The following is a 24,817-nucleotide window of genomic DNA, read 5'->3' on the forward strand; positions in this document are numbered from 1 at the left end:
ACAGGTCAAGTTCGCACCGACATCCGGGTGCGGCCTCGGGAACGTACACCAAGATTTCTTACGTAAAGAGCAAAGTGAGCTTGGTCTCATGGCGCCCGTCAATTCATCCGGGAACAAATTCCCAATCCGGACACTCTTTGACAGGTCACACACCTTCGGTAGGCATACGAACCCCTCTAACCGGACATCACGGGGCAATACCTCGCAGGAATTGACGCTAAGTCACATGCGGACCCTGTGGCTCACCTGTGAAGATCCCCGCATACTTCCCTCGGCTGATACTCGGCCAACTCTTATCAAGGGATTACCGGCCGCAAAGCGGCTGTAATCGTCAGCCAATGTGGGGTGGAATCCGGTGAAGGTACCTGGAGCGGCCGGGGGTCGGCGAAGGCGCCGCCTTTCGGCGGCAGTTGTCGCGGCCGCGCTCAGCGCCGGAATTGCCGTGCCGCTGGCCCTCGCGCCCGCGGCGGTGGCCGCCGAAACGCCCGGCGACGCCACGGCGCGCGCCGAGGCGGCGGCCCGTGAGGCAGCGGCCCGGGCCGCGAGCGGGGCGCCCTCGGAGGGCACGCCGGCCGGCGGCACGCCCGCGAACGGCTCGTCCGCGAACGGCGCGTCCGCCGACGGCACGGCCAAGACCGACCCCGGCCCCGGCGAGGCGCAGGCCTCCGCGAAGGCCCGGGCCGGCGGCAAGCCCGTCGAGGTCGTCGAACAGCGCGACGAGTACACCCAGGTCATCGCCAACCCCGACGGCAGCTTCACGTGGAAGCAGTACGTCCGGCCGGCTTTCACCAAGGTCGACGGCACCTGGCAGAACGCCGACGCGACGCTGGAGCCGACCGCGGACGGCCGGATCACCCCCGCGGCCGCCACCTTCGGCATCTCCTTCTCCGGCGGCGGCACCACCCCGCTCGCCACCCTCCAGCGGGAGGGCAAGACCATGTCCCTCAGCTGGCCCGACGCCCTGCCGGAGCCCCGGATCGAGGGCGAGACCGCCCTCTACCCCGAGGTGCTGCCCGGCGTGGACCTCAAGCTGGTCGCCGCCGTGGACGGCTTCGCCCAGCACCTCGTCGTCAAGACGCCCGAGGCCGCGAAGAACCCGCGCCTCGCCAAGCTCACCTTCGGCCTGAAGAACAAGGGCCTCGGCCTCAAGGCGGACGCCAAGGGCGCGCTCAAGGCCGTGGACACCGAGGGCGACGCGCTGTTCAGCGCCCCCACCCCCGCGATGTGGGACTCCTCCCACCTGTCGAAGACGGACGCCGCCGAGCTCACCGCCGGCGGTACCCCGCAGGAGCTCACGCCCCCGGCGCGGTCGGCCGACATGGGCGCCAAGGTGACCGGCGACAGCCTCACCATCACCCCGGACACCGGGATGCTCACGGACCCGAAGACCGTCTTCCCGGTCGTCATCGACCCGATCTTCTCCGGCGGCAACCGGGTCAACTGGGCCATGGCGTACAAGCAGGACGGTACGAACCTGGCCAACACCGCTTACTGGAACGGCGGCAGCTTCACCGACAAGCTCGCCCGGGTCGGCCACGAGACGCAGACCAGCGGCACGGCCCGCTCGTTCTTCCAGCTCAACACCAACGGGCTGGCCGGCGCGCGGATCATGAGCGCCACCTTCAACGTCTTCAACACCTACTCCTGGTCCTGCACCGCCACCCCGGTGGAGCTGGGCTGGACCGGTCCCATCAGCACCGGCACGACCTGGAACAGCCAGCCGTCGTGGAACAGGACCCTGCAGACCAAGAGCTTCGCGCACGGCTGGGGCGACAGCTGCAAGGCCGCCGGTGAGGACTTCAACGCCGCCGCGCTCAAGGACCTCGTCCAGGACGTGGCCAACGGCGGCGGCACCGACCTCACCCTGGGGCTGCGCTCCGCCTCCTCCCACGAGGGCAGCGCGTCCAGCTGGAAGAAGTTCCAGAACAACCCGCACCTCGAGGTCACGTACAACCGCGTCCCCAAGGTCGACTCCAGCGCCTTCTACCAGGGCCCGTACGTCCCCGGCGGCTCCGGCAACAAGCAGGTGGCGTGCAGCTCCGACCCGGCCACCTGGCCGACCGTCGGCCGCGCCGACCTCACCCTGACCGGACGGCTGTCCGACCCCGACGGCGGCAACCTCACCGCGGCCTTCGAGCTGTGGGAGTACGGCGGCGGCACCCTGGCCTCGCCCCGGCCGACCGTGGCCTCCGGCGGCACCGCCGTCCACGTCGTCGACATCAACACCCTCACCGAGGGCAAGCGCTACAAGTGGTTCGTGCGCGCCGAGGACGGCACCGACGTCTCCGGCTACACCCCGCAGTGCGGGTTCAACGTCGACAAGACGGCCCCGCCCAAGCCCACCGTGGCCTCGGCCGACGGCCTCGCCCTGGACGTGGCCAGCGCCCCGGCCCGCACCGAGCGCAAGGTGAAGTTCACCTCCAAGGACCCGCTCGGCGGCGTGGACGGCTTCTGCTACGCCCTCAACACCCCGCTGCCCGTCGCCAACGACAAGTGCGCCGGCGGCACCTTCGTCAAGGCGGACGCCAACGGCTCCGCCACGGTCTCGCTCAAGCCGAGCCTGTGGCCCAACAACCGGCTGCACGTCCAGGCGTACGACCTCTACGGCAACACCTCGCTGTACGACGGCAACGGCCCGGCCACCGACACCACGATGATCGTCACCCAGGCCCCCGCCTTCGTCCGCACCCCCGACGGCCGGGTCCGCGGCGACCTGCCCGGCGACCTCGACGGCGACGGCCACGTGGACCTTCTGGCCACCGACGACACGGGCAAGCTGATCATCTACCCGGGCAAGGGCGACGGCCGGCACACCGACGGCCAGGTCCTGCCCGGCCTGGGCGAGTGGAACGGCGCGCAGATCGCCCACCGCGGCGACCTCATCTCCGCCGTCGACGGCCAGACCAAGGACGGGTACGAGGACTACTTCGCCCGGATCGGCAACAAGCTCTACCTGTACCCGGGCGACGGCAACGGCGCTCCGCTCACGGGCGGCCGCAAGGAGCTGATCCACCCGACCGGCAAGGACTCCGGCCCCCTCAAGGGCGCGGGCGACAAGTGCGTGGACGTGGCGAACAGCGCCACCGCCAACGGCACCGCCATCCAGTACTACGTCTGCAACGGCACCACAGCACAGGAGTTCCAGCTCACCGGCAAGGCCCTCAAGGTCCTCGGCAAGTGCGTCGACGTCCCGTGGGGCCGCGGCGGCAACGGCACCCAGGTGCAGCTCTTCGAGTGCAACGGCTCCCCCGCGCAGCAGTGGGTGGACCGCGGCGACGGCTCGCTGCTCAACCCGGTCACCGGCCTCTGCTTCGACCTGCCGGGTGCCAACACGGCCAACAACACCCGCCTGGCCATCTACCAGTGCAACGGCACCGGGGCCCAGAAGTGGAACGTCCCCGGCAGCTGGGCGGGGGCGAGCGGCATCATGGCCCCGGGCAACTCCGACGGCATGCCCGGCAACGACCTGATCGTCATCGAGGGCAACGGCCTGGTCCACTACACCGGGACCGTCGAGGGCCCGCTGGCGATGGAGACCGGCACCTACAAGCTCAAGCCGGGCAAGAACCCCGGCGGCAGCGGCTGGGGCTCGTACGACGTGGTCGCGCTCGGCGACGTCGACGGCGACACCGTCCCCGACCTGATGGGCCGCTGGCGGGGCACCGACACCGCCAACGGCGAGTACGGGAAGCTGTGGCTGTACCCCGGCGTCCGGGCCGACGACGGCCAGGGCGGCACCGACTACCGCATCGGCACCCGGAGCCAGTACGGCGGCTCCGCCTCCTGGCACCCCGGCAACGTCCTGAAGTTCGCGGGCGCGGCCAACGTGCAGGGCCAGGTCGTGGACCAGGGCACCTACAAGCAGTTCGTGCCCACGGCGGGACAGGAGACCGCGGACTTCTGGGCCACCCTGGGCGGCGGCACCAGCGGCACCGGAGTCCTGCGCTTCTACCCCGGCACCCCCACCCTGCACGGTTCCCCGACCGTGGTCGGCGACGGCTCCTGGGCCACCCGGATCACCGGCATCTTCTGACCGGGCGGACCGGACACCACCGGTAGCCCCGAAGCCCCCCGGCCGGCCGTCGCACCGCGACGGCCGGCCGGGGCGTCACCGGGGGATCGCAGGTGCGGATCAAGCGTCACCCGCTACACTGACCGCGACGGCCCGGCCTCACGGCCAGGTCCGCGCACCCCGCCTTCGTAGCTCAGGGGATAGAGCACGGCTCTCCTAAAGCCGGTGTCGCAGGTTCGAATCCTGCCGAGGGCACATCACGAGGACCCCCAGCCGAAACGGCTGGGGGTCCTCGCCTTGTTGTGGTTCCATGGTGCGCGTGTCGCGTGACGCCGCCTACTGAGATGTGGGCCGGGCGGTGGTCGGGCAGGCACCTATTCGTCAAGGACCGGGCTCATGGGCTTCCACGCCACCGGCTACGGGTGATTCCCCTCGGTTGTTCGCTGCCATCGCACGCACACACTCCGTGAGGAATCCACACTCCGTGTCATCTTTCAATCAAGCGGTCATCGAAGAGTTCCGGGCGAACGCCGGCCGGGTCGGCGGGCCCTTCGAAGGTTCCGAGCTGATCCTGCTCACCACCACCGGGGCCAGGTCCGGGAAACCGCACACCGTCCCGCTCGGGTTCGTACGGGACCCCCTGCACGGCGGGGACGCCGGGGGCGGCGGGACCCTGCTCGTCGTCGCCTCCGCGGGCGGGGCCGACCGGCATCCCGCCTGGTTCCACAACCTGCTCGCCCGTCCCCTCGTACAGGTCGAGACCGCGGCCGGGGAGTACGAGGCCGTCGCCGTGCCCGCCGAGGGCGCGCGGCGGGACGAGCTGTTCGCGCACGTCGTCGGCGAGGAGCCCGGCTACGGGGAGTACCAGGAGCGGACCCGGCGGGTGATTCCCGTCGTGGCGCTCCAGCGCACGCACGGGGCGCCCGCCGGGGAGGGCGGGGTCGCCGGGAAGCTGCTCGAGGTGCACGGGTGGCTGCGGGCCCAGCTGGTCCTCGTACGGGAGCAGGCGCGCGGCGCCGGGCCCGGCTCGCTCGGGATGCAACTGCGCCAGCACTGCCTCGCGTTCTGCCACAGCCTGGAGTTCCACCACCGCGCCGAGGACGCCGGGCTGTTCCCGTACCTGGAGCAACAGCATCCGCACCTGCGCGAGTTCTTCCGGCGGATCGACGCCGAGCACCGCGTCATCGCCCGGCTCCAGGAGGAGCTCGTGGACGCGCTGGACGGGCCGCCGGGCACCGGCCCGGGGACCGGGTTCAGCGAGCGGGTGGAGCGGCTGAGCCGCGAGCTGGAGGCACATCTCGACAACGAGGAGGCGCAGTTGCTTCCGGTGCTGCGGGCTCTGGAAGGGTGATGCGGGCCTCGGCGCCGCCCTCCGGCGGATTGCGGAAGGCCAGGGCGGCGCCGAGGGCGCGGGCCTGGCCGGCGGCGATGGTCAGCCCCAGGCCGTGGCCCTTGTTCATGCCCTCCGTACGGAAGCGCTGCGGGCCGGCGGTGAGCAGGTACTCCGGATAGCCGGGGCCCGCGTCGGTCACGGTCAGGGTCCGGCCGTCCACCCGGACCCTGACCGGGGCCGCGCCGTGCTTGTGGGCGTTGGCGACGAGATTGCCGAGGATTCGCTCCAGGCGCCGCCGGTCGGTCTCCACGCGGAGCGACGAGACCACCTCGAGCCCCGTCTCGGTGCCCGAGGCGCGGATCGCGCGGGCCGCCAGGCCGGCCAGGTCGTGGGAGTCCAGGTCCACGCGCTCGCTGCCCGTGTCCAGCCGGGAGATCTCCAGGAGGTCCTCGGTCAGCGCGCGCATCGCCTGGACCCGGTCCCGTACGAGCTCGGCCGGGCGGCCCGGCGGCAGGAGCTCGGCGGCCGCGTTCAGTCCGGTCAGCGGGGTGCGGAGCTCGTGGGCGACGTCCGCCGTGAACCGCTGCTCCGCCTCCAGCTTGCTCTGGAGCGAGGAGGCCATGGTGTCCAGGGCCCGGGAGACCGCCGCGACCTCGTCCTTGGTGCGCGTGCTGTCGTCGACCCGCGCGTCCAGGTCGCCCGCGCTGATCCGGCGGGCCACCTGGGCGGTCAGTTGCAGCCGCCGGGTGATCCGGGTGACGCCGACCGCGCCGATGAGCAGGGTGCCGCCGATGGCGAGCACGGAGGAGCCGAGGATGGCCCGGTCCAGCTCGGCGATCGTCCGCTCGGCGGTGGTGAAGTCCACGGACACGGCTATCGCGGTGTCGTGGTCGGCCGGCGCCGCCGCCCACATCGCGGCGCGGCCGCGGTGCTCGCCGATGACCGTGGCGCGCTTGCCGGTCAGCGCCAGCGCGCGCAGCTCCGCCGGCAGGCCGACGGGGTCGATGCCCTCGCCGCGGGCCATCCGCGCGCCGGTCTCGTACGCCGTGACGGTGCGGTCCAGTTTGGCGAGGGCCTTCTCCCGCGCGGTGCTGACCGTCTGGTGGGTCATGGCGCTGTGGACGAGGCCGCCGAGCAGTGCCGCGAGACCGCAGCACATGAGGGTGATGAAGACCGCGGCCTTCCAGGTCAGGGTCGAGGTCCAGGCGGGCAGCCGAAGGCTCATCGTGCGCTGGTCCCCCTTCGTGGTCCTGTCGGCCCGTCCGTCCTGGCTGGTGGTGGAGGCGCGGCCGGCGTACGGCCGTCCGCGGCCGCCAGGTCACCGTAGTGCGCCTGCCGCGGCGCCCTCGCGGCGGGCGCCGGATTGCGCCGGCACGAGATCGGCGTAGAAGACCACGTTGTTGGTGCGGTGGCCGCCCTTCAGCTCTCCGCCGCAGGTGAGCAGGCGCGGCTCGGGGCGGCGGCGGGGGTGCGGGTCATGGGGCCGACGCTACGAGGGGCGTGTGTGGGCCGTCCGTCGGCGAGGTAACGGTTGCCCGGATGCCGCCCCGCGATGTCGTGACGATGCGAAAAAAACGCCCTTCCGGCCGGAGCCGGAAGGGCCTCTCGAAAGGGTCGGTCAGCTCAGGGTCGGCTCAAGGTCAGCTCAGGCCCCTGCTGCGTTCGCCGATGCGGTCGCCTTGTGGGGTGCCGGCCCGCTTCAGGGCCGCCTTCGTGTGCGCCCCGCCCTTGACCTTGCTCCGCAGCAGACCGTCGAAGCCGTGGCCCGGCGGGCGCGGCGGCCGGTCCGGCTCCTGGGCCTGGTAGGCCTCTCGGAAGTCCCGCTTCTGCTCTTTGCTCATCCCGTCGTCAACTCCCTCGGGAAGCACCCAATCGGACTACTGGGATCGTATGCAGATATAGCGGTAAACGCACCCGGGCCGAACGTAAAGGATGGTGGATCAAGGCTGGGGCGGTGCCGGCCCGTCCGGCGGTCCCAGTGTGCCGTGGACCAGCTCCTCCGGGCAGGGCGTGCCCCGCGGCAGCTGGTACTTCGCCGCCACCCGGTACTGCCCCGGGCCCGGCGCCAGCAGCTCCGTCCACACGTCGCCCGACTCGTCCGGCGCGGCCTTGAACAGGCATCCCGCCGTGTTCGCGTACTCCTTCACGGCGGCGGCCTTCGCCTTCGACGCGAAGGTTTCCTCCGGCGGCGCCACCGGCTTGCCGGCCCCGTCCACCAGGCCCAGCCACGGCGAGTGCGGGATCCGCACGAGTACGCGCCCGGCCTGCCGCACGTCGATGACGAGCCGGTCGGCGCCCGCCCGCACCACCGTCGCCGGCCCGGACACCAGGTCCGTCGGCTGGTGGACCTTGAACAGCTGCCAGTTCGCGTCGCCCCACACCTGCTGGAGGTACGGGAGCCCCTCGCGCACCAGCTTCGCCTCGTCCTCCCCGCCCGAGTCGGGTTTGTCGGCGGGCAGCACCACGTAGTGCACCGCCCATCGCTCGAGCCAGGCCCGGTAGCTGTCGGCGGTCAGGGTGTCGTCGTAGAAGAGCGGGTTCCGCTCCAGGTCCGCCTGCCGGTTCCAGCCGCGCGCGAGGTTCACGTACGACGGGAAGGCGGAGGATTCGCGGTGGCTCCTGGCCGGGACCACCTCGACGCGGCCCCGGTCGGCGCCCGCCTTCTGCAGCTGGTCGACCAGCGGGGCCAGCTCGCGGTTCCAGGCGGCCACCGGGGTGGTGCGCACGATGTCCGTGATGCTGTTGGTGGTGATCCAGATGTTCAGCCCGACGAAGGCGAGCAGCAGCGCGTACCAGCGCCGGGAGCGCGGGACCGCAGCGGGGAGGGCCGCGAGCAGCACGGCCCCGCCGAAGAGCATGATCAGCCGGGTGACGTTCGATCCGATCTGGGAGTCGATCGCCCAGGTCAGGAACACCCCGAAGGCGTAGACGGCCGAGGAGATCCGGACCGTCCGCCACCGCTCGGGGACGAGGAACAGCACCGCCAGCGCGAACACGAAGGGCAGCCAGGCCGATCCGAACTTCATCGGCTGCGTCCCGGAGAAGGGGAACAGCCAGGCCGACAGTCCGACCACGGCCACCGGGGCCAGGCCCAGCGCGTAGGCGCCCGGCCGGCGCCCGCTCAGGAACAGCGCGGCCGCGACCACGCCGAGGAAGAGTCCGGCGACCGGGCTGGAGGCGGTCGCGAGTCCGGCCAGCGGGGCGGCGACGGCCGCCTTGGCCCACCGCCGCGCGGCCCACTTGCGCGGCCAGCAGAAGACGGCGGCGACCGCACCCAGCGCGAACATCACGCCGAGGCCGAAGGTGACACGGCCGGACAGGGCGTTGCAGAACAGCCCGTACACCCCGGCCAGAGCCGGCCACAGGGGCTCGCGCACCGCGCCGCGACAGCAGGTCAGGACCAGGGCGAGCAGACCGGCCGAGACGGTGCCCGCGATCATCATCGTGGTCCGGACGCCGAGCATGTGCATGAGGTACGGCGAGACCACGCTGTACGAGACGGGGTGCATGCCTCCGTACCAGGCGAGGTTGTACGCCGAGTCGGGGTGGCGGCCGACGAACTCGGCCCAGGCGTCCTGCGCGGCGAGGTCGCCGCCGCTGTTGGCGAAGGTGAAGAACCAGACGACGTGCAGGACCGCGGCGAGCAGCGTCGACACGGCGACGGGGTGGCGGCGGACCCGGTCCAGAGCCCGCGTCCCCGTGCCGCCGCGGCCGGGCGCGGGGTCGGGTGCGGGCACGCCGGTGGCGCCGACGTGGCCCTCGCCGCGTCGGCCCTCCTGCTGCTGCCGCTGCTCAGCGGTGGTCACTGACGTACTCTCCCCAACCCACGAGTCCACACCCCGCACCTGCCCGCGTCCGGACGCCCCGGACGCCCGGCACGTTCAGGTCCCGGAACCCAAGACGCGTCCCGGCGCCCCGGGGTTGCCCGGGGCGCCGGATCCGCGCGTTCGCCGGCTCTCAGCCGACGCGCGTGAGCTTGCTGCCGATGCCGGGTGCGGCGAGCTCGCCCTGTAGCGCCACCGGCACCTTCACCTGGCTCGCGCCCTCGCCGACCGTGAGGACGCCGATCTCGGTGCCGGACTTGGCGGTCTGCGGGATCTTGCTGCCGCCGTCGGCCAGCTTCACGTTCACGGTGAGCGAGGCCCAGCCGACCGCCTGCACGTCGGCGGTGGCGACGACCGGGGTGCGACCACCGAGCCCGTCGTCCACGTAGCCCACGACCTGGCCCTTCTTCACGACGGGCGCGCCTTCGAGGGCCTTCTGCGTGGCGAGCATCAGCTGCTTGCTCGCGGAGATGACGCTGTCGATGATCGGCGGCTTGTGCTGGCCGAGGACGGCGCCGACGATCAGCTGGTTGGTGTTGCCGATCTTCTTCTGGGCGGCGAAGAGGAGGTTCCCGCCGGCCTTCGTCGTCGTACCGGTCTTGATGCCGAGCGAGTCGTTGTACGGGACGAGGCGGTTCCAGTTGTCCCACTTCTTGCCCGACGGGTCGACCCAGCTCGGCTTCTTGGTGATGTCCAGCAGGGTCTCGATCTCGACGAGCTTGAGGCCCAGCTTCACCTGGTCCTCGGCGGTGCTGACCGTGGTCGCGTCCAGGCCCGAGGGGTCGGTGTAGGTGGTGTTGGCCATGCCGAGTTCCTTGGCGGTGTCGTTCATCTTCTTGACGAACGCCTCCTGGGAACCGGAGTCCCAGCGCGCGAGCAGCCGCGCGATGTTGTTGGCCGACGGGATCATCAGGGCGGCGATCGCGTCGTACTCCGAGATCTTGTCGCCCTCCTTGACCGTGTCGAGGGTGGACTCGTTGTTGACCGAGTCGTTCTTCTTGCCCTCGGTCTCGGCCGTCTTGTCGATGTCGATCATCGCGCCCTGCTCACCCTTCTTGATGGGGTGGTCGCGCAGGATGATGTACGCCGTCATCGACTTGGTGACGCTGGCGATCGGCACGGGCTTCTGCTCGCCGGACTGGCCGAGCGTGCCGAGGCCGGCGGCGGCCATGTAGGCCTGGCCCTCGCTGGGCCAGGGCAGCTCGGGCTTGGCGCCGTCGAAGGTGTACGAGGACTTCGCCGTCATCACGAGCTTCGGCTCCGGCAGGGGCCGCACCAGCTGCACGACGGCGAGGATGATCGCCAGGAGCACGACGAGCGGGAAGTAGATCTTGAACCGTCGCACGGCGGTGCGGAGCGGGCTCGGCGGCGGGGGCGGGTTGTTCGTGAGGTCCGCCAGCATGTCGAGCGGCGGCTTGGGGGGCAGGGGCTGCTGGGTGGTCCGCTCGGTGCGGTCCGTCGAGGCGGGGGCCGAAGCGGCCGGGGCCGCGGGGGCGGGGGCCGGGGCGGATGCCTTCGGCGGCTGTACGGGCTCGTCGGTGCGCAGCGGTACGAAGGTACTGGGCTTGGCCTTGGCCTGCGCGGGGGAATCCGCGGGCTGCTCGTCGGCGGGGGCCGGGGCCGGGACCGCCGGCTTCACGGCACGGAAGGTTGCGGTCCGCTCGCTGTCGCCGGCGTCCGCGGCCGGAATCCGGAACACCCCGGTCCGCTCCCGCGGGGCGGGCTCCTTGACAGGCGCGTCCGCAGCGGGCTTCACCGCCCGGAACACAGCAGTCCGCTCACTGTCGCCCGCCTCGGCGGAGTCGGCCTTCACAGCCCGGAACGAGGTGGTGCGCTGGTCGCCGGCCGGCTGCTCCGAAGCCGAACCGGAATCCGCGGAAGGCGACGCGGCAGCCGGCTCCGCGAGACGGAACGAGGTCGTGCCCTGGTCGCCCGACGGCTGCTCCGACTCCGAAGCGGAATCCGAACCGGGTTCAGCAGCTTCCGGCGCCGCCGCAGGCGACAGACGGAACGAGGTGGTGCCCTGGTCGCCCGACGGCTGCTCCGACTCCGAACCGGAATCCGCCGACGGCGACGCGGCAGCAGCCGGCTTCGCGGCCCGGAAGGCCGTGGTACGGCCCTCATCAGCCGACTGCTCCGACGCCGAAGCGGAATCCGAACCGGGTTCAGCCGCTTCCGGCGCCGCCGCAGGCGACAGACGGAACGAGGTGGTGCGCTGGTCGCCCGACGGCCGCTGCGACGCGGGCGCGGAATCCGTGTCGGGCTCCTGGGCCGAGTCGGCCGGGTCGGTGGCCGGGGTTCGAACCGCCGACGCGGAAGCGGCGGGGCGGTCGTCCGATTCCGGGGCGGGCTCGTCCGCCGTGGCGACCCAGGCCGCCACCGCGTCGCGCAGCGCGTCGCGGCCGCCGGAACCGTCCGGGTCCGGTTCCGCGTCCACGGCTGTGTCCGCCGAGGCAGGAGTCTCGGGATCCCGCTGCCGGAACACCGACAGCCTCGGATCGCTCTCCGCGGAGGTCGACGCCGTCCCCGGCGTTCCCTCATCAACCGACTTGTCGGGGGACTCGCCCGCCACCAGTTCCTCCTCCATCGTCGCCACGTCCGGCTGTCCGAATGTCTAACAGTGTCCCGTCTAGGGGGCATCGCCCACGTGCTAGACGAGAACGACATAGCTGCGGGTTCCCCCACAAAGCGGCCACGCGCTCTCGACAGATGAATGTGAGAGGCGTCACCCTGTCACTCATCCACGCGGGGAGGCATGGATGGGCAGGAGCCGCAGAACAATTCCGGAGGAGCTTCTGCTGCTCGCCTTGGACCCGGCCACGGGTACCACGGCGCAGCCGCAGTCGCTCGACCTCGGCCTGGCCGGGGCACAGCTAGTGGAGCTGGCTCTGGCAGGACGGATAGCCCCTGACGGGGATCGTATCGCCGTGGTGATGCCACGGCCGACAGGAGATCCGACTCTGGACTCCGCACTGGAACTGCTGCGCAGGCGCGGCAGTCCGGTACGGGCCGTCCACTGGATTGGCGGACCCCGGCTGGGGCTCCGCCAGATTTACCTCGCCCACCTGGAGCGCTGCGGCATGGTCCATGCCGTCGCGGGCCAGATGTGCGGGGTGCTGCCGACGACTCGCTACCAGGCGACGGACACGGCGATCAGCCGGGAGATCCGTGCCCGGCTGGACACGGCGATCCGCACCGGCGTACCGCCGGACCCGCGGACCGCGGCGCTTGCCGCACTGGCCCACGCGGTCGGACTCGGCAAGCACCTGTACCCAGGCAACGAGGGGCGGTCGTCCAGATCCCGGCTGCGGGATCTGATCCGGCACGACCCGATGGGCGGACTCGTGGCGCACGCCGTGATGGACGTCCAGAACGGTGTGGCCGCACAGCCGCGCCGCGACCGCGCACCGGCACAGCCGGCGGCTCGGGCCACGGCGGGCAGCGTTCCGCTGCAGCCGCGGCGGACGGGTGCGATGGCCCGCGCGGCCGCGCACTGATCCACCCCGTTCCACTCGTTCCACCCGCTCCACCGCAACGCCATCACAACGCCGGCGCGCGGGGTGACGAGGCCGGTCAGCCGGTCCCGCCGCCCCGCGCGTCTGTTTTTTCCCGGCCGTTCCCCAGCGCCGCAGCACCCTTCGGTGGCAGTCTGCTCAGCATCAGCCACGCAGAGAGACAGACAGCTGCACGACAGAAGAAGGCGGAGGTGCCGTTCACGTGGCGTCCAATGTCAATCCCACCGTCCGACGCCGCCGACTGGGCATGGAGTTGCGCAAGCTCCGCGAGGACAAGGGCATGACGGCCGAGCAGGTCGCCGAGCGCCTCCTCGTCTCCCAGTCCAAGATCAGCCGGCTGGAGAACGGCCGCCGGTCCATCAGCCAGCGCGACGTACGCGACCTGTGCGAGGTGTACGAGGTGGAGGACCCCAGGCTCGTGGACTCACTCATGCAGATGGCGAAGGACTCCCGCCAGCAGGGCTGGTGGCACGCCTTCGGCGACATCCCGTACAGCGTCTACATCGGCCTGGAGACGGACGCCGCGAGCCTGCGCACCTACGAGCCCCTGGTGATCCCGGGGTTGCTCCAGACCACGGAGTACGCCCACTCCCTGGTCCGCGGCGCGTGGCCGGAGACCGCTCCGGCCGACGTGGAGAAGCGGGTCCAGGTCCGGATGCACCGCCAGAAGCGGCTCTCCGAGACCGAGAACAACAATCCGGAACTCGGGCCGCTGCGCCTGTGGGCGGTCATCGACGAGGCGGCGCTGCGCCGGCGCGTGGGCGATGCCGAGCTGATGATCCGGCAGCTGGAGTTCCTGATAGAGCAGTCGGAACAGCCGCACATCACGGTGCAGGTGATGCCGTTCGCGCTCGGCGCGCACCCCGGCGTGAACGGCCAGTACGCGATTCTGGAATTCCCGGACGCGTCCGACTCGACGGTGGTCTACATCGAGGGCGTGACGAGCGACCTGTACCTGGAGAAGGCCAACGACGTGCAGAAGTACAGCGTCATGTACGAGCACCTGCGCGCCCAGGCCCTCAATGTCGACCAGACCCGCCAGTTCATCTCCGACATCATCGGCACATACGCGGGAAAGGTCGACGAGTCGCGATAAAGGCGCAGGAATCCCATGAGGCCATGGGGAGGGCCGGTACCGTACACCGTCACTCCCCGGCCGCATAAGACCTGAATGGAATATGCCACTCGGTCGGGTGAATGCCTCCTTCGCCCGTCAGGAGCTGCGGGTAGCGTCGATCACGTCAGCCGGGGAAACGAGCCGGCCGACGCCGCAAACGGAACTACTCGCTGAACCGGAGAGAAACATGGCTATTCGTCAGGGCGCCACGCACAACTGGACCAAGTCCTCCTACTCCGCCAACGGCGCCTGCGTCGAGGTCAAGTCCCCCGTCATGGAGGCCGTCGCGGTCCGCGACTCGAAGGCGCAGGACGGTCCGTCCCTCACCTTCGCGCCCGGCTCCTGGACCTCGTTCGTCGACGGCGTCACCGAGGGCCGGCTGGGACGCCTCGCCTGAACGTCACGGCATGCGCCCCAAGCGACCCGAACGCGTTAACCGCAGTACAGGCAGTGAAGGCAGTTCAGGCAGTACCCGCACCACTGGCTGGAGCCCTCTCGACCGGTCCGCCGTCTTGGCCGAGGGGGCTCGGCCATGTCCGCTTCCGACCTGCCGCGACCACGGCTACGGCTACCTCAGCTGGTCGACGTACCGGTCGGTCCCCGGCACCGTGGGGATGAACGGCGCCACCAGCTCCACCCGCCCCAGCCCCGCCTCCGCGACCTCCGCGTCCAGCCCCTGGAAGCGGTCCCAGCAGGTCCGGGGGTCCTGCTCCAGGAACCACAGGAGCGTCAGGCGGGTGTCGACCCCCTCGACCTGCTTGACGTACGTCATCCGGTCGCCGGGCAGCGGTGTCGGCCGGAAGAGCGTCACCATCGCGGCCGGAGAGCCGTGCAGCCGCTTCGGCAGGGCCCGGGCGCGCAGCCACTCCAGCAGCTCGTCCCGCTGCGCGGGCCCGTCGGCGTCGACGACCTGGACGACGAGGCCGGCGTACGGGTGGTCGAGGGCGTGGAAGTCCCGCGGACCGGCGGCGCCGTCGCGGTAGACGGTGGCCTCGTGGTCCTGGAAGGCCGTGAACACGTGGGTGCGGTCCTGGTAGACCCTCCCGTCGCGGTTGAGCCGCTTGTTGATGCCGACCGTCCACTTCATGTGCTCGTCGTAGCGGCCCTCGGTGACCCAGTACGTCGATATGTAGCAGCCGGCGGTGACGGGCTGGGCGACCGCCGACTTCTCCGGGTAGCGCAGCTCCTGGAGTTCGCGGGTGGCCACCCAGCGGCGGCCCGCGTACATCCAGGGCATGGCCATGGCGCCCGCGTAGTAGTGGTCGTCCTCGTACCAGCGGTTGTACGCGTACTCGTGGCCCGGGTGCGGCTCCACCATGGTGATCAGCGCATGGCCGGGGCGGACGCCGTACGGGCCGACGGCCGCGAGCTCGGCGTAGTCCTCGGCGCGGGTGTCCCGCTCTTCTGTCGTCATGCGACCGGTCTAGCTGATGTTGCGTCAGATCGGGAGTCCCCGGGCACCGTTCACCATGTGACACATAGGTGTCATCTGCATCTATCTGTCGCTACGATGCCCGCACCCCACTCCCGGAGGAGCCACCCGTGCCCGCAGACGCCGCCGTCTCCGTCTCCGTTCCCGACTCCGTCACCGTCTCTGCCGCGCCGCCCGCGTTCGCCTCGCGCGTCGCCTCGGTGGGCGGCTCCCCCGTACGCGGGATCCTGGCGCTCACCGAACGCCCCGGGGTGATCTCCTTCGCCGGCGGCCTTCCCGCGCCCGAACTCTTCGACGCCGAGGGCCTTCGGGCCTCGTACGACACCGCCTTCGCCGTATCGGCGCGGCGGGCCTTGCAGTACTCGACCACCGAGGGCGCGCCGGAACTGCGCGAGGCCGTCGCGCGGCGGGCCTCGGCCCGGGGCCTGGCGACCGGCGCGGACGACGTGCTGGTCACCTCGGGCTCGCAGCAGGCCCTCACCCTCCTCACCGCCGCGCTGGTCGAACCCGGGGACGTGGTGCTGGTCGAGAACCCCACCTACCTGGCCGCCCTCCAGTGCTTCGGGATGGCCGGGGCCCGGGTGGTGGCGGTGCCCTGTGACGCGGAGGGCCTGATACCCGAGGCCCTGGAGGAGCTCGTCGCCCGGGAGCGCCCCAAGCTGCTCTACACCGTCCCGACCTTCCAGAACCCGACGGGGCGCACCCTGCCGGCGGTCCGGCGGGCGGAGGTGGCGCGGATCGCGGCGCGGCTGGGCCTGTGGCTGATCGAGGACGACCCGTACGGGGACCTCCGCTACGAGGGCGCGGAGCTCCCGTGGCTGGCCGCGCACCCGGGGGCCGAGGACCGCACCGCCCTGCTCGGCAGCTTCTCGAAGATCATGGCGCCGGGGCTGCGGCTGGGCTGGCTGCGGGCCCCGGCGGCGCTGCGCCGGGCCGCGGTGGTCGCCAAGCAGGCCGCGGACCTGCACACCTCGACGGTGGACCAGCTGGCCGCCGCGCACTACCTGGCGGCGGTGGACCTCGACGCGCACGTGGCCACGGTCCGCGCGGCCTACCGGGCCCGCCGCGACGCCCTGCTGGCGGGGCTGGCCGGGGCCCTCCCGGCGGGCTCGGCCTGGAACCGTCCGGAGGGCGGCATGTTCGTCTGGGCCCGCCTCCCGGCCGGCCACGACGCGACGGCCCTGCTCAAGGCGGCCCTCGCCCACGACGTGGCCTTCGTCCCGGGATCCCCCTTCTTCACGGGCCCCCCGGACCCCCGCACCCTGCGCCTGTCCTTCACGACGCACACCCCGCAGGAGATCACGCAGGGCCTGACCCGCCTGGCGGCGGCGGTGGCGGACTACGCGCCGGGGTCCGCGTAACGGGGCAGCCCGTCGGTCGAGATGGTCCAGTCGGCGATGGTGACGTCCTCGCCGTAGACGAAGTCCTTGCGGGTCGCGTAGCGCGGGCCGTCGGGGGTCTGGTGGATGTCGGACATGACGGCCCCCGTGCCGGTGCGGGGGTCGAAGACGGCGTACACGGGGATGCCGAGGAGCGGGTAGTCCCGCACCTTGCCGATCCAGTCGTTGTCGGGGTTGGAACGGGAGACGACCTCGACGGCGGCGACGATCGTCCGCGGGTCGAACGGCCCCTCGCCCTGCATGTCCTCGAACGCGATCACCATGATGTCGGGGTGCCGCATGATGCCCTCGGGCTCGTCCTCGACGTCGGGCGTTCCCAGGTGCGCCCAGATTCCCTCGGGTGCGGCCTTCTCCAAGCGCCTGCTCACGAGACCTGCGGTCAACTCGTGCGGGCGTCCCGGGGACATCATGTCGTGCACGATCCCTTCCTTGGTGATCTCGAGCTTCCCCGGGACGGTGTCCTCGACCTGCTCGACGACATCGCGCAGGAGCCGGTACCGGTGGTTCCGCCGCCGCGCGTCGTCGTGGGTGATGGTCATGGTGGCTCCTCGTCCGTGCCCAGGGGGCCGAGTTCTCACCTTCATGCTAGGCAGCCTTCCGGTCGCGGGCCGTGCAGTCGCCGCAGTGGCTTCCGGGGGTCGGGGAGCGGAAGGCGCGTTCGCAGCCGTCGCAGGTCTGGAAGGGGTACCGGGGCCGGTCGGGTGGCGGGGTTCCGGTGGGTCGCCGATCGGGGGCGGGCAGTGGGGGCGGGATCGCGGCGTGCAGCCGGTAGGCGAGCAGTCCGGCCGGGTTGCGCAGGTCGGACGGGACGTCCGAGGCGAGGGCCCGCCGTACGGCCTCGGGAGCGGCCCCGCGCTCCAGCCACTCCACGACACCGGGTACGAGCCGCTCGACGTCCCGGGCGGCGAGCAGCAGCCGCGGGTCGCGGATCCGCAGGCCGGCCAGCAGCCGCGAGGCCTCCTCGCGGAGCGCCGGAGCAGGAGCCGACTCCCGTACGCGGTCGCGGTCGCCGCGCGGCGCAGGGCCGGGCGGGGGCGGCCCGGGGGCCGGTTCGGCTTCGGGATCCGGCCCCTGGCCCGGGTCCGGGCCCAGGTCCGGGTGCGGATCCAGGACCAGGTTCGGTTCGGGGTGCAGGTCCGGGTGCGGATCCAGGACCAGGTCCGGTTCGGGGTGCGGGTCCGGGTGCGGGTGCGACGGTGGCTCGGGGTCCGCGTCCGGCGGGGTCGTGGACAGCGGGAGGTTGTACGACACCGTGCGGGTGACCACCTTGCCCTCGGCCGTCCGCAGGCGCGTCCGGCGGAGGAAACCGGCCGCCTCCAGCTCGTTCAGCGCCCGCCCGATGCGGTACTCGGTCTCGGGGAAGCGCTCGGCCAGGGCCCGGATGCTGACCTGGGCGCCCTCGGGCAGCGACTGGATGTGGAGGGCGGTGCCGATCGCGAGCAGCGACAGCTCCCCGTGCTGGGCGAGCCGGTTGCTCACGACGGTGAAGTGGCCCGTAAGGGGGACGTTGGCGTGCCGGACGCCGGAAACGCCACCGGATCGGGCGGTTCCGCGCGTAGCACGGCGCGCTGCGGGCATGACCCGGCTAAGCTTCTGGAAAGCCATTGGGAAGGTCTGCTTCCTCGTGGATCAGACCCTCGGCCGGGATTGCCGTCCCGCCGGGGGTCGTCTCATGTCTGGAGTTGTCGCGGCGAGGATATGCCAGCCAACCCCACGCGAATCCAGTCGAGTTGGGCAAATTCACCCGACCGGGCGATTGCGGTCGAACGGGGGAGCTGGAGGGGTTGGGTCTGGTTCTTTCTCCGGTTCTTTGGTGGCTGCCACCGACGCAACCGCACCCCCCGCGACCGGCGCACAGCTTTGCACCACCCGGTCCGAACAGGGCAGTTGCACGTCCGGGCGCGTCGGCCCGCCCTGTGGCCGAACCGGCCGCGGCTACGACGCGGTCGGCGCGGCGCCCGTCGGGGTGGCGCCCGTCGGTTCCGGGGCGGTCGGGACGTGGCCCGGGTACACGTGGTCGGGGGTCACGATGCTCGTGATCGCCTCGCCGAAGAGCGTGCTGGGCTCCTGGCCCTCGTGCAGGACGTCGGTGTTGAGCAGGACCACCATCGTCGCCCGGGCCTCCGGCAAGTACACGGTCAGGGTCTCGTAGCCGGGCAGCGAACCGTTGTGGCCGATCCAGCCCTGGACGTCGAAGATGCCCAGCCCGTACCCGGCACCGGGAATGCCGTCGATCGAGGTCGTCTTCAGGCGTTCCGCCTGGGTCTCGGGCGTCAGCAGCGAGCCGGTGGCCACGGTGCGCGCCCAGCTGCGCAGGTCCATGAGGTCCGAGATCATCGCGCCCGCGGCCCAGGCCCACGACGGGTTCCAGTCGGTCGCGTTGACGATCTTCCCGGTCGTGTCGTCCGTGTAGCCCTGCGGATGGGGGTCGGGGAAGTGCGCGTCGGTCGGGAAGAGCGTCTGCCGCAGCCCGGCGGGCTCCAGCACCTCCTCGCGGATGAACTCCTGGAGGGGTTTGCCGCCGGCCTTCTCCACGACGAGACCCAGCAGGATCAGGTTGGTGTTGCTGTACTGCCACTGCGCGTTCGGCTCGAACTGCACCGGGTGCTTGAAGGAGTACTCGAGCAGCTGCTGCGGTGTGAACGGCCGGGTCGGGCCGGCGGCGAGCGCCTTGTTGAAGTCCTCGTCCAGGCTGTAGTTGAAGAGCCCGCTGCGCATCCCCGCCAGTTCGCGCAGGGTGATGCGGTCCCCGTTCGGGACTCCGTCCACGTACTTCCCGATGGTGTCGTCGAGGGCCAGCTTGTCCTGGTCGACGAGTTCGAGGAGCGCGGTGACGGTGAACGTCTTGGTCTCGCTGCCGATCCGGATGCGGAAGCCGGTCTCCATGGGAGAGCCCGTGGCCTTGTCGGCCACGCCGAAGGTCCGTACGTAGCTCCCCTTGCCGGGGGCCCACAGGCCCACGATCACGCCCGGCACCCGCGCCTCGCGCAGGACCCGCTGGACCGCGGCGTCCAGCTTCGCCGCGACGGCCGGGGTGAGCCGCGGGAACCGCGCGGCGGCGTCGGCGGAGACGGACGGGCCCGGTGTGGGAGCCCCGTGCGCGGGGCCCGCGAGGGCCGGGGTGACGAGCAGACCTGCCGCGGCGGCGGCCACGCAGGCCCGGCGCAGGCGTGTGCGGGTGCGGGTGGGACTCACGGCATGCCTCCTGTCGCACGAGGGGGACGAACGCACGTACGAGTACGCGGACCCCGTACGCGGACCAAGGCAGCAGCACCAGGGTAGGTCCGCACCGACCCGGTCGCGAGGCGAGCCGCCCGTCGGCCCGCCCGGCGGGCCGACGGACGCCCCCCGCCCCCTTCCCATCCCGCCGCCCGGACCCTAGCCTGACGACCCGTCAGATACGCTGCTCCTGGAGGCCCGTCATGCTGCTGCGAGGGAAGACCGTCATCGTCTCCGGGGTCGGGGCCGGGCTCGGGCACCAGGTCGCCGCCACCGTGGTCCGCGACGGCGGGAACGCCGTACTCGGGGCGCGGACGGAGGCGAATCTGGCCAAATCCGCCGCCGAGATCGACCCCGACGGGGCGCACACCGCCTACCTCCCGACCGACATCGGCGACGAGCGCCAGTGCGAGGCCCTCGCCGCGCTCGCCCGGGAGCGGTTCGGCCGGATCGACGCCGTCGTGCACGTGGCCGCCTGGGACTCCTACTTCGGCGGTCTGGAGGACGCCGATTTCGGGACCTGGCAGCAGATCATCGACGTGAACCTGCTGGGGACGCTCCGGATGACCCGGGCCTGCCTGCCCACGCTCAAGGAGAACGGCGGCTCCGTCGTCATCATCGGCACGCAGTCCGCCGTCGCCGCGCCCAACGAGGTCCAGCAGGCCGCCTACGCCGCCTCCAAGGGCGCCCTGACCTCCGCCATGTACTCCATGGCCCGCGAGCTCGGCCCGCACCGGATCCGGGTCAACACGGTGCTCCCGGGCTGGATGTGGGGCCCGCCCGTACAGGCCTTCGTCACCTTCACCGCACACACCGAGAACGTCCCCGAGGCCGAGGTCCACGCCCGCCTCACCGAGCGCATGGCGCTGCCCGACCTCGCCACCGACGGGGACGTCGCGGACGCCGCCGCCTTCCTCGCCTCCGACCGGGCGCGGGCGATAACCGGCCAGTCACTGCTGGTCAACGCCGGTGAGCTGATGCGATGAGCACGCCACCGACCTCCCCTGGCCCGTACGACTGGATCGTATGCTCGGCCCATGACCACTCCGAGTGACGCTCCGACCGAAAACGCGATGCGCCGCGCGCTCCGGCGGGCACGCGACGGCGTCGCGCTCGACGCGACCGAGGCGGCCGTACTCCTCCAGGCGCGCGGTGAGGCGCTCGACGACCTCACCGCCTCCGCCGCACGCGTAAGGGACTCCGGACTCGCCGCCGCCGGGCGGCCCGGTGTCATCACGTACTCGAAGAGCGTGTTCATCCCGCTGACCCGGCTGTGCCGCGACAAGTGCCACTACTGCACCTTCGCCACCGTCCCCGGCAAACTCCGCCGGGCCGGCCACGGGATGTACATGTCCCCGGACGAGGTCCTCGACATCGCCCGCCGCGGCGCGGCGCTCGGCTGCAAGGAAGCGCTCATCACCCTCGGCGACAAGCCCGAGGACCGCTGGCCCGAGGCGCGCGAGTGGCTCGAGGCCGAGGGCTACGACGACACCATCTCCTACGTACGGGCCATCTCCATCCGGATCCTGGAGGAGACCGGCCTGCTCCCCCACCTGAACCCGGGTGTCATGTCCTGGTCGGACTTCCAGCGGCTCAAGCCGGTCGCCCCGTCCATGGGCATGATGCTGGAGACCACCGCCACCCGTCTGTGGTCCGAGCCGGGCGGCCCGCACCACGGCTCCCCCGACAAGGAGCCCGCGGTCCGGCTGCGCGTGCTGGAGGACGCCGGGCGGTCCTCGGTGCCCTTCACCAGCGGGCTGCTCATCGGCATCGGCGAGACGTACGGGGAGCGCGCGGAGTCCCTGTTCGCACTGCGCCGCGTCTCCCGCTCCTACCACGGCATACAGGAGCTGATCATCCAGAACTTCCGCGCCAAGCCGGACACGGCCATGCGCGGGATGCCGGACGCCGAACTCGACGACCTCGTCGCGACGATCGCCGTCGCCCGGCACATCATGGGCCCGTCCGCGTGCCTGCAGGCGCCGCCCAACCTGGTCGACGGGGAGTACGCCCGCCTGATCGGCGCCGGGATCGACGACTGGGGCGGCGTCTCGCCGCTGACCCCCGACCACGTCAACCCCGAGCGCCCGTGGCCCCAGATCGACCTGCTGGCCGAGCGGTCCGCGGCGGCCGGCTTCGCGCTGCGCGAGCGGCTGTGCGTCTACCCGGAGTTCGTGCGGCGCGGCGAGCCGTGGCTGGACCCGCGGCTGCTGCCGCACGTACGGGCGCTGGCCGACCCGGAGACGGGGCTGGCCGAGGAGTCCGCCGAGGTCGTGGGCCGGCCGTGGCAGGAGCCGGACGAGGCCTTCACCTCGTCCGGGCGGACCGATCTGCACACCGCCATCGACACCGAGGGCCGCACCGGCGACCGCCGCGAGGACTTCGACCACATCTACGGCGACTGGGAGGCGCTGCGCGAGGCGGCCGCTCCCGGCATGGTGCCCGAGCGCATCGACACCGACGTACGGGCCGCGCTCGCGCAGGCCGCCAACGATCCGACCGGGCTCACCGACGCCCAGGCCCTGGCCCTGCTGCACGCCGACGGGCCGGCTCTGGACGCCCTCTGCCGGATCGCCGACGACCTGCGGAAGTCGGTGGTCGGGGACGAGGTCACCTACGTCGTCACGCGCAACATCAACTTCACCAACGTCTGTTACACCGGCTGCCGCTTCTGCGCCTTCGCGCAGCGCCGCACGGACGCCGACGCCTACACGCTCTCCCTGGACCAGGTCGCCGACCGGGCCGCCCAGGCCTGGGACGTGGGCGCGGTCGAGGTGTGCATGCAGGGCGGCATCCACCCGGACCTGCCCGGGACGGCGTACTTCGACATCGCGCGCGCGGTGAAGCAGCGCGTCCCGGGGATGCACGTGCACGCCTTCTCGCCGATGGAGGTCGTCAACGGGGCCACGCGGACGGGGATGTCGGTGCGGGACTGGCTGACGGCCGCCAAGGAGGCCGGTCTGGACTCCGTACCCGGCACGGCGGCGGAGATCCTCGACGACGAGGTGCGGTGGGTCCTGACCAAGGGCAAGCTGCCGACGGCGGACTGGATCGAGGTCATCTCCACCGCGCACGAGCTGGGCATCCGCTCCTCGTCCACGATGATGTACGGGCACGTGGACCAGCCGCGCCACTGGCTCGGGCACTTCCGCACGCTGGCCCGGATCCAGCAGGCCGCCCTGTCCAAGGGGGTGGAGGGGTTCACGGAGTTCGTGACGCTGCCGTTCATCCACACCAACGCGCCCGTGTACCTGGCGGGCATCGCCCGGCCCGGGCCCACGGTCCGCGACAACCGCGCGGTGACGGCGATGGCGCGGCTGCTGCTGCACCCGTACGTCCCCAACATCCAGACCAGCTGGGTGAAGCTGGGCGCGGAGGGCGCGGCCGAGATGCTCCGGTCCGGGGCCAACGACCTGGGCGGGACCCTGATGGAGGAGACGATCTCGCGGATGGCGGGGTCGAGTTACGGCTCGTACAAGTCGGTGCGGGACCTGATCGCCGTCGCCGAGGCGGCGGGGCGGCCCGCGAAGGCCCGTACGACGCTGTACGGGGAGGTGCCGGCGGAGCGCCAGGACGCGGCCCGCGCCTCGGACGGGCACCTGCCGGAACTGCTGCCGGTCCTGGACTGACGGCGTACAGGAGGGGCAGGGGGCCCGGCCGGACGTGGCGTGTCCGGCCGGGCCCCCGCACCCCGGGGCGCGTCCGGTCAGCCGACGAGCAGGTCCTTCTTCAGCTGCTTCAGATCGCGGGCGTCGATGCCGAGCCCGTCCTTGAGGTAGCGGTCGAAGGAGCCGTACTTCGCGGTGACCTCGCCGTAGCCCGCGTTCAGGTACTCGGAGCGCACGTCGAGCATCGGCTTGTAGACGGCGGCCTGTTGCGCGGGCAGGTGGGAGAGGATCGCGTCGTTGGCGGCCTTGCGGTAGTCGTTGCTGGCCAGGTAGTCGGCCTCGACGGTCGCGCGCGGGACGCCGAGGGCGGTCAGCAGGGCGGCGTTGGCCCAGCCGGTGCGGTCCTTGCCGGCGGTGCAGTGGAAGAGGACCGAGCGGCTGCGGTCGCGCTCAATGCCCTCGAGGACCTGCGTGTACGCCTTCTTGCCGCCCTCGCCGGAGACCATGGCCTTCTCGGCGTCGACCATGGCCTTGACGGCCTCGTCGGGGGTCTTGGGCAGGGTCTGGAAGGAGCCGGAGCCCGCGAAGACGTCGGCGACGACGTACGTGGCGCCCGCGGGGACCTTGTCGGCGTCCTTGCTGCGCTCGTCGGCCATGCGCAGGTCGAAGACCGTCTTGACGCGCAGGCGCTGGAGCTTGGCCAGGTCGTTCTCGGTGAGCTTGTCGAGCGCGTCCGAGCGGTAGACCTCGCCCATCTTGACCCACTGGCCGTTGGCGGTGCGGTAGCCGCCGGCGTCGCGGAAGTTGACGGTGCCGTCGAGCTTGATCAGGCGGTCGGCGAGGCGCAGGCCCTGGCCGTGCTGCGGCTTGAAGTCGAACCACTGGCGGTCGGCGGCGGGCAGTCCGGTGACGACGGCCCGGCCCTGGGCGCCGCCCTTCGCGACGACCTTGCCGTTCGCCTTGATCTCGACCCGCTTGGTGTCCTTGGCCTTCCACTCGAGGGTGAAGGAGCCGTCGGCTCCGGCGGTGACGGTGGCCTCGGTGAACGGGATGGCCGAACGGTCCTGCCGGTCCCAGCCGGAGGCGGAGGCGAGCGGGGCCGCGAACAGGGAAGCGGTGACAGCGGAGGCGACGACGGTCGCGGCGAGGAGTGCCTTCTTCATGCCTGTGAGGCTGGGCGGCCGCGGAGAACTGCGGATGAACGAGGCATGGCTGGAACCAGCCGGGCCGAAGGCCAGTGGCAAAACGTGCCATCAGCCGGGGCGGCGGCCGAAAGTATTCGCTTTCCGGCCGTTCTCCGCATGCTTACGGACCGCTTGACGGGCTGCTTCCGGATTCGACCGAAGCTGTCCACTAC

General features: G+C 71.7%; 17 protein-coding genes and 1 tRNA gene. 9 read left to right on the plus strand and 9 right to left on the minus strand.

The genetic code is table 11. The features are described 5' to 3' along the window. Positions 1 to 442 precede the first annotated feature (442 nt). The 3 genes from ACTVZO_RS18700 (at position 443) to ACTVZO_RS18710 (ending at position 5,363) form a co-directional block, all read left to right on the plus strand. Positions 443 to 4,033, plus strand: a complete 3,591-nt coding sequence (locus ACTVZO_RS18700) for a ricin-type beta-trefoil lectin domain protein (RefSeq protein WP_443299475.1) — start codon at positions 443 to 445, stop codon at positions 4,031 to 4,033. Between the two features lie 161 nt (positions 4,034 to 4,194). Next, positions 4,195 to 4,267, plus strand: a tRNA-Arg gene (locus ACTVZO_RS18705). Positions 4,268 to 4,496: 229 nt separating this feature from the next. After that, the gene (locus tag ACTVZO_RS18710; protein ID WP_443299476.1) at positions 4,497 to 5,363 is read left to right on the plus strand and encodes a nitroreductase/quinone reductase family protein; all 867 of its coding nucleotides are present in this window, start codon (positions 4,497 to 4,499) and stop codon (positions 5,361 to 5,363) included. Here ACTVZO_RS18710 and ACTVZO_RS18715 read toward each other — a convergent pair. The 4 genes from ACTVZO_RS18715 to ACTVZO_RS18730 form a co-directional block, all read right to left on the minus strand. Then, positions 5,266 to 6,570 carry an ATP-binding protein gene (locus tag ACTVZO_RS18715; RefSeq protein ID WP_443299477.1) on the minus strand — a complete coding sequence of 435 codons (1,305 nt, stop codon included), beginning with the start codon at positions 6,568 to 6,570 and terminating at the stop codon, positions 5,266 to 5,268. The genes ACTVZO_RS18710 and ACTVZO_RS18715 overlap by 98 nt on opposite strands. A gap of 415 nt (positions 6,571 to 6,985) precedes the next feature. Next, positions 6,986 to 7,186 (minus strand): hypothetical protein, encoded by a 201-nt coding sequence (locus ACTVZO_RS18720; protein ID WP_443299478.1) that lies wholly within the window; start codon positions 7,184 to 7,186, stop codon positions 6,986 to 6,988. A gap of 99 nt (positions 7,187 to 7,285) precedes the next feature. Continuing rightward, positions 7,286 to 9,151: an MFS transporter gene (locus ACTVZO_RS18725; RefSeq protein WP_443299479.1), complete on the minus strand. Its 1,866-nt coding sequence runs from the start codon at positions 9,149 to 9,151 to the stop codon at positions 7,286 to 7,288. A 151-nt stretch (positions 9,152 to 9,302) separates the two neighbouring features. Next, positions 9,303 to 11,756 (minus strand): hypothetical protein, encoded by a 2,454-nt coding sequence (locus tag ACTVZO_RS18730; protein ID WP_443303216.1) that lies wholly within the window; start codon positions 11,754 to 11,756, stop codon positions 9,303 to 9,305. Positions 11,757 to 11,928: 172 nt separating this feature from the next. On the opposite strand from ACTVZO_RS18730, the gene ACTVZO_RS18735 reads away from it, so the two are divergent. From ACTVZO_RS18735 to ACTVZO_RS18745, 3 genes are all read left to right on the plus strand, one after another. Then, positions 11,929 to 12,666, plus strand: coding sequence for a GOLPH3/VPS74 family protein (locus ACTVZO_RS18735; protein ID WP_362304143.1), 738 nt, complete (start codon positions 11,929 to 11,931; stop codon positions 12,664 to 12,666). 220 nt (positions 12,667 to 12,886) lie between these two features. Beyond that, positions 12,887 to 13,780 carry a helix-turn-helix domain-containing protein gene (locus ACTVZO_RS18740; RefSeq protein WP_443299480.1) on the plus strand — a complete coding sequence of 298 codons (894 nt, stop codon included), beginning with the start codon at positions 12,887 to 12,889 and terminating at the stop codon, positions 13,778 to 13,780. A 208-nt stretch (positions 13,781 to 13,988) separates the two neighbouring features. Then, complete coding sequence (locus ACTVZO_RS18745; protein WP_443299481.1) at positions 13,989 to 14,198, plus strand: DUF397 domain-containing protein; 210 nt, start codon at positions 13,989 to 13,991, stop codon at positions 14,196 to 14,198. A gap of 171 nt (positions 14,199 to 14,369) precedes the next feature. Here the strand turns inward: ACTVZO_RS18745 and ACTVZO_RS18750 are convergent, their stop codons facing one another. Further along, positions 14,370 to 15,215 (minus strand): hypothetical protein, encoded by an 846-nt coding sequence (locus tag ACTVZO_RS18750; protein WP_443299482.1) that lies wholly within the window; start codon positions 15,213 to 15,215, stop codon positions 14,370 to 14,372. A 128-nt stretch (positions 15,216 to 15,343) separates the two neighbouring features. On the opposite strand from ACTVZO_RS18750, the gene ACTVZO_RS18755 reads away from it, so the two are divergent. Continuing rightward, the gene (locus tag ACTVZO_RS18755) at positions 15,344 to 16,594 is read left to right on the plus strand and encodes an aminotransferase-like domain-containing protein (RefSeq protein WP_443299483.1); all 1,251 of its coding nucleotides are present in this window, start codon (positions 15,344 to 15,346) and stop codon (positions 16,592 to 16,594) included. On the opposite strand, the gene ACTVZO_RS18760 is transcribed toward ACTVZO_RS18755, so the two are convergent. From ACTVZO_RS18760 to ACTVZO_RS18770, 3 genes are all read right to left on the minus strand, one after another. After that, positions 16,573 to 17,172 (minus strand): Uma2 family endonuclease, encoded by a 600-nt coding sequence (locus tag ACTVZO_RS18760; protein ID WP_443299484.1) that lies wholly within the window; start codon positions 17,170 to 17,172, stop codon positions 16,573 to 16,575. The genes ACTVZO_RS18755 and ACTVZO_RS18760 overlap by 22 nt on opposite strands. Before the next feature lie 46 nt (positions 17,173 to 17,218). Further along, positions 17,219 to 18,112 carry a helix-turn-helix domain-containing protein gene (locus ACTVZO_RS18765; RefSeq protein WP_443299485.1) on the minus strand — a complete coding sequence of 298 codons (894 nt, stop codon included), beginning with the start codon at positions 18,110 to 18,112 and terminating at the stop codon, positions 17,219 to 17,221. 456 nt (positions 18,113 to 18,568) lie between these two features. Next, on the minus strand, positions 18,569 to 19,828 hold the full coding sequence (locus tag ACTVZO_RS18770; RefSeq protein WP_443299486.1) for a serine hydrolase domain-containing protein: 1,260 nt from the start codon (positions 19,826 to 19,828) through the stop codon (positions 18,569 to 18,571). 227 nt (positions 19,829 to 20,055) lie between these two features. Between ACTVZO_RS18770 and ACTVZO_RS18775 the strand changes: the two genes are divergently transcribed. Together ACTVZO_RS18775 and ACTVZO_RS18780 are read left to right on the plus strand one after the other, a co-directional pair. Continuing rightward, positions 20,056 to 20,838 (plus strand): SDR family oxidoreductase, encoded by a 783-nt coding sequence (locus ACTVZO_RS18775; protein WP_443299487.1) that lies wholly within the window; start codon positions 20,056 to 20,058, stop codon positions 20,836 to 20,838. 51 nt (positions 20,839 to 20,889) lie between these two features. Further along, positions 20,890 to 23,481, plus strand: a complete 2,592-nt coding sequence (locus ACTVZO_RS18780; protein WP_443299488.1) for a bifunctional FO biosynthesis protein CofGH — start codon at positions 20,890 to 20,892, stop codon at positions 23,479 to 23,481. Positions 23,482 to 23,558: 77 nt separating this feature from the next. On the opposite strand, the gene ACTVZO_RS18785 is transcribed toward ACTVZO_RS18780, so the two are convergent. Further along, a complete protein-coding gene (locus tag ACTVZO_RS18785; protein ID WP_443299489.1) occupies positions 23,559 to 24,623 on the minus strand; it encodes a tyrosine-protein phosphatase in 1,065 nt (354 codons plus the stop codon). Positions 24,624 to 24,817 lie beyond the last annotated feature (194 nt).

The sequence above is a fragment of the Streptomyces sp. IBSNAI002 genome (assembly GCF_052244475.1).
Lineage (GTDB): Bacteria > Actinomycetota > Actinomycetes > Streptomycetales > Streptomycetaceae > Streptomyces.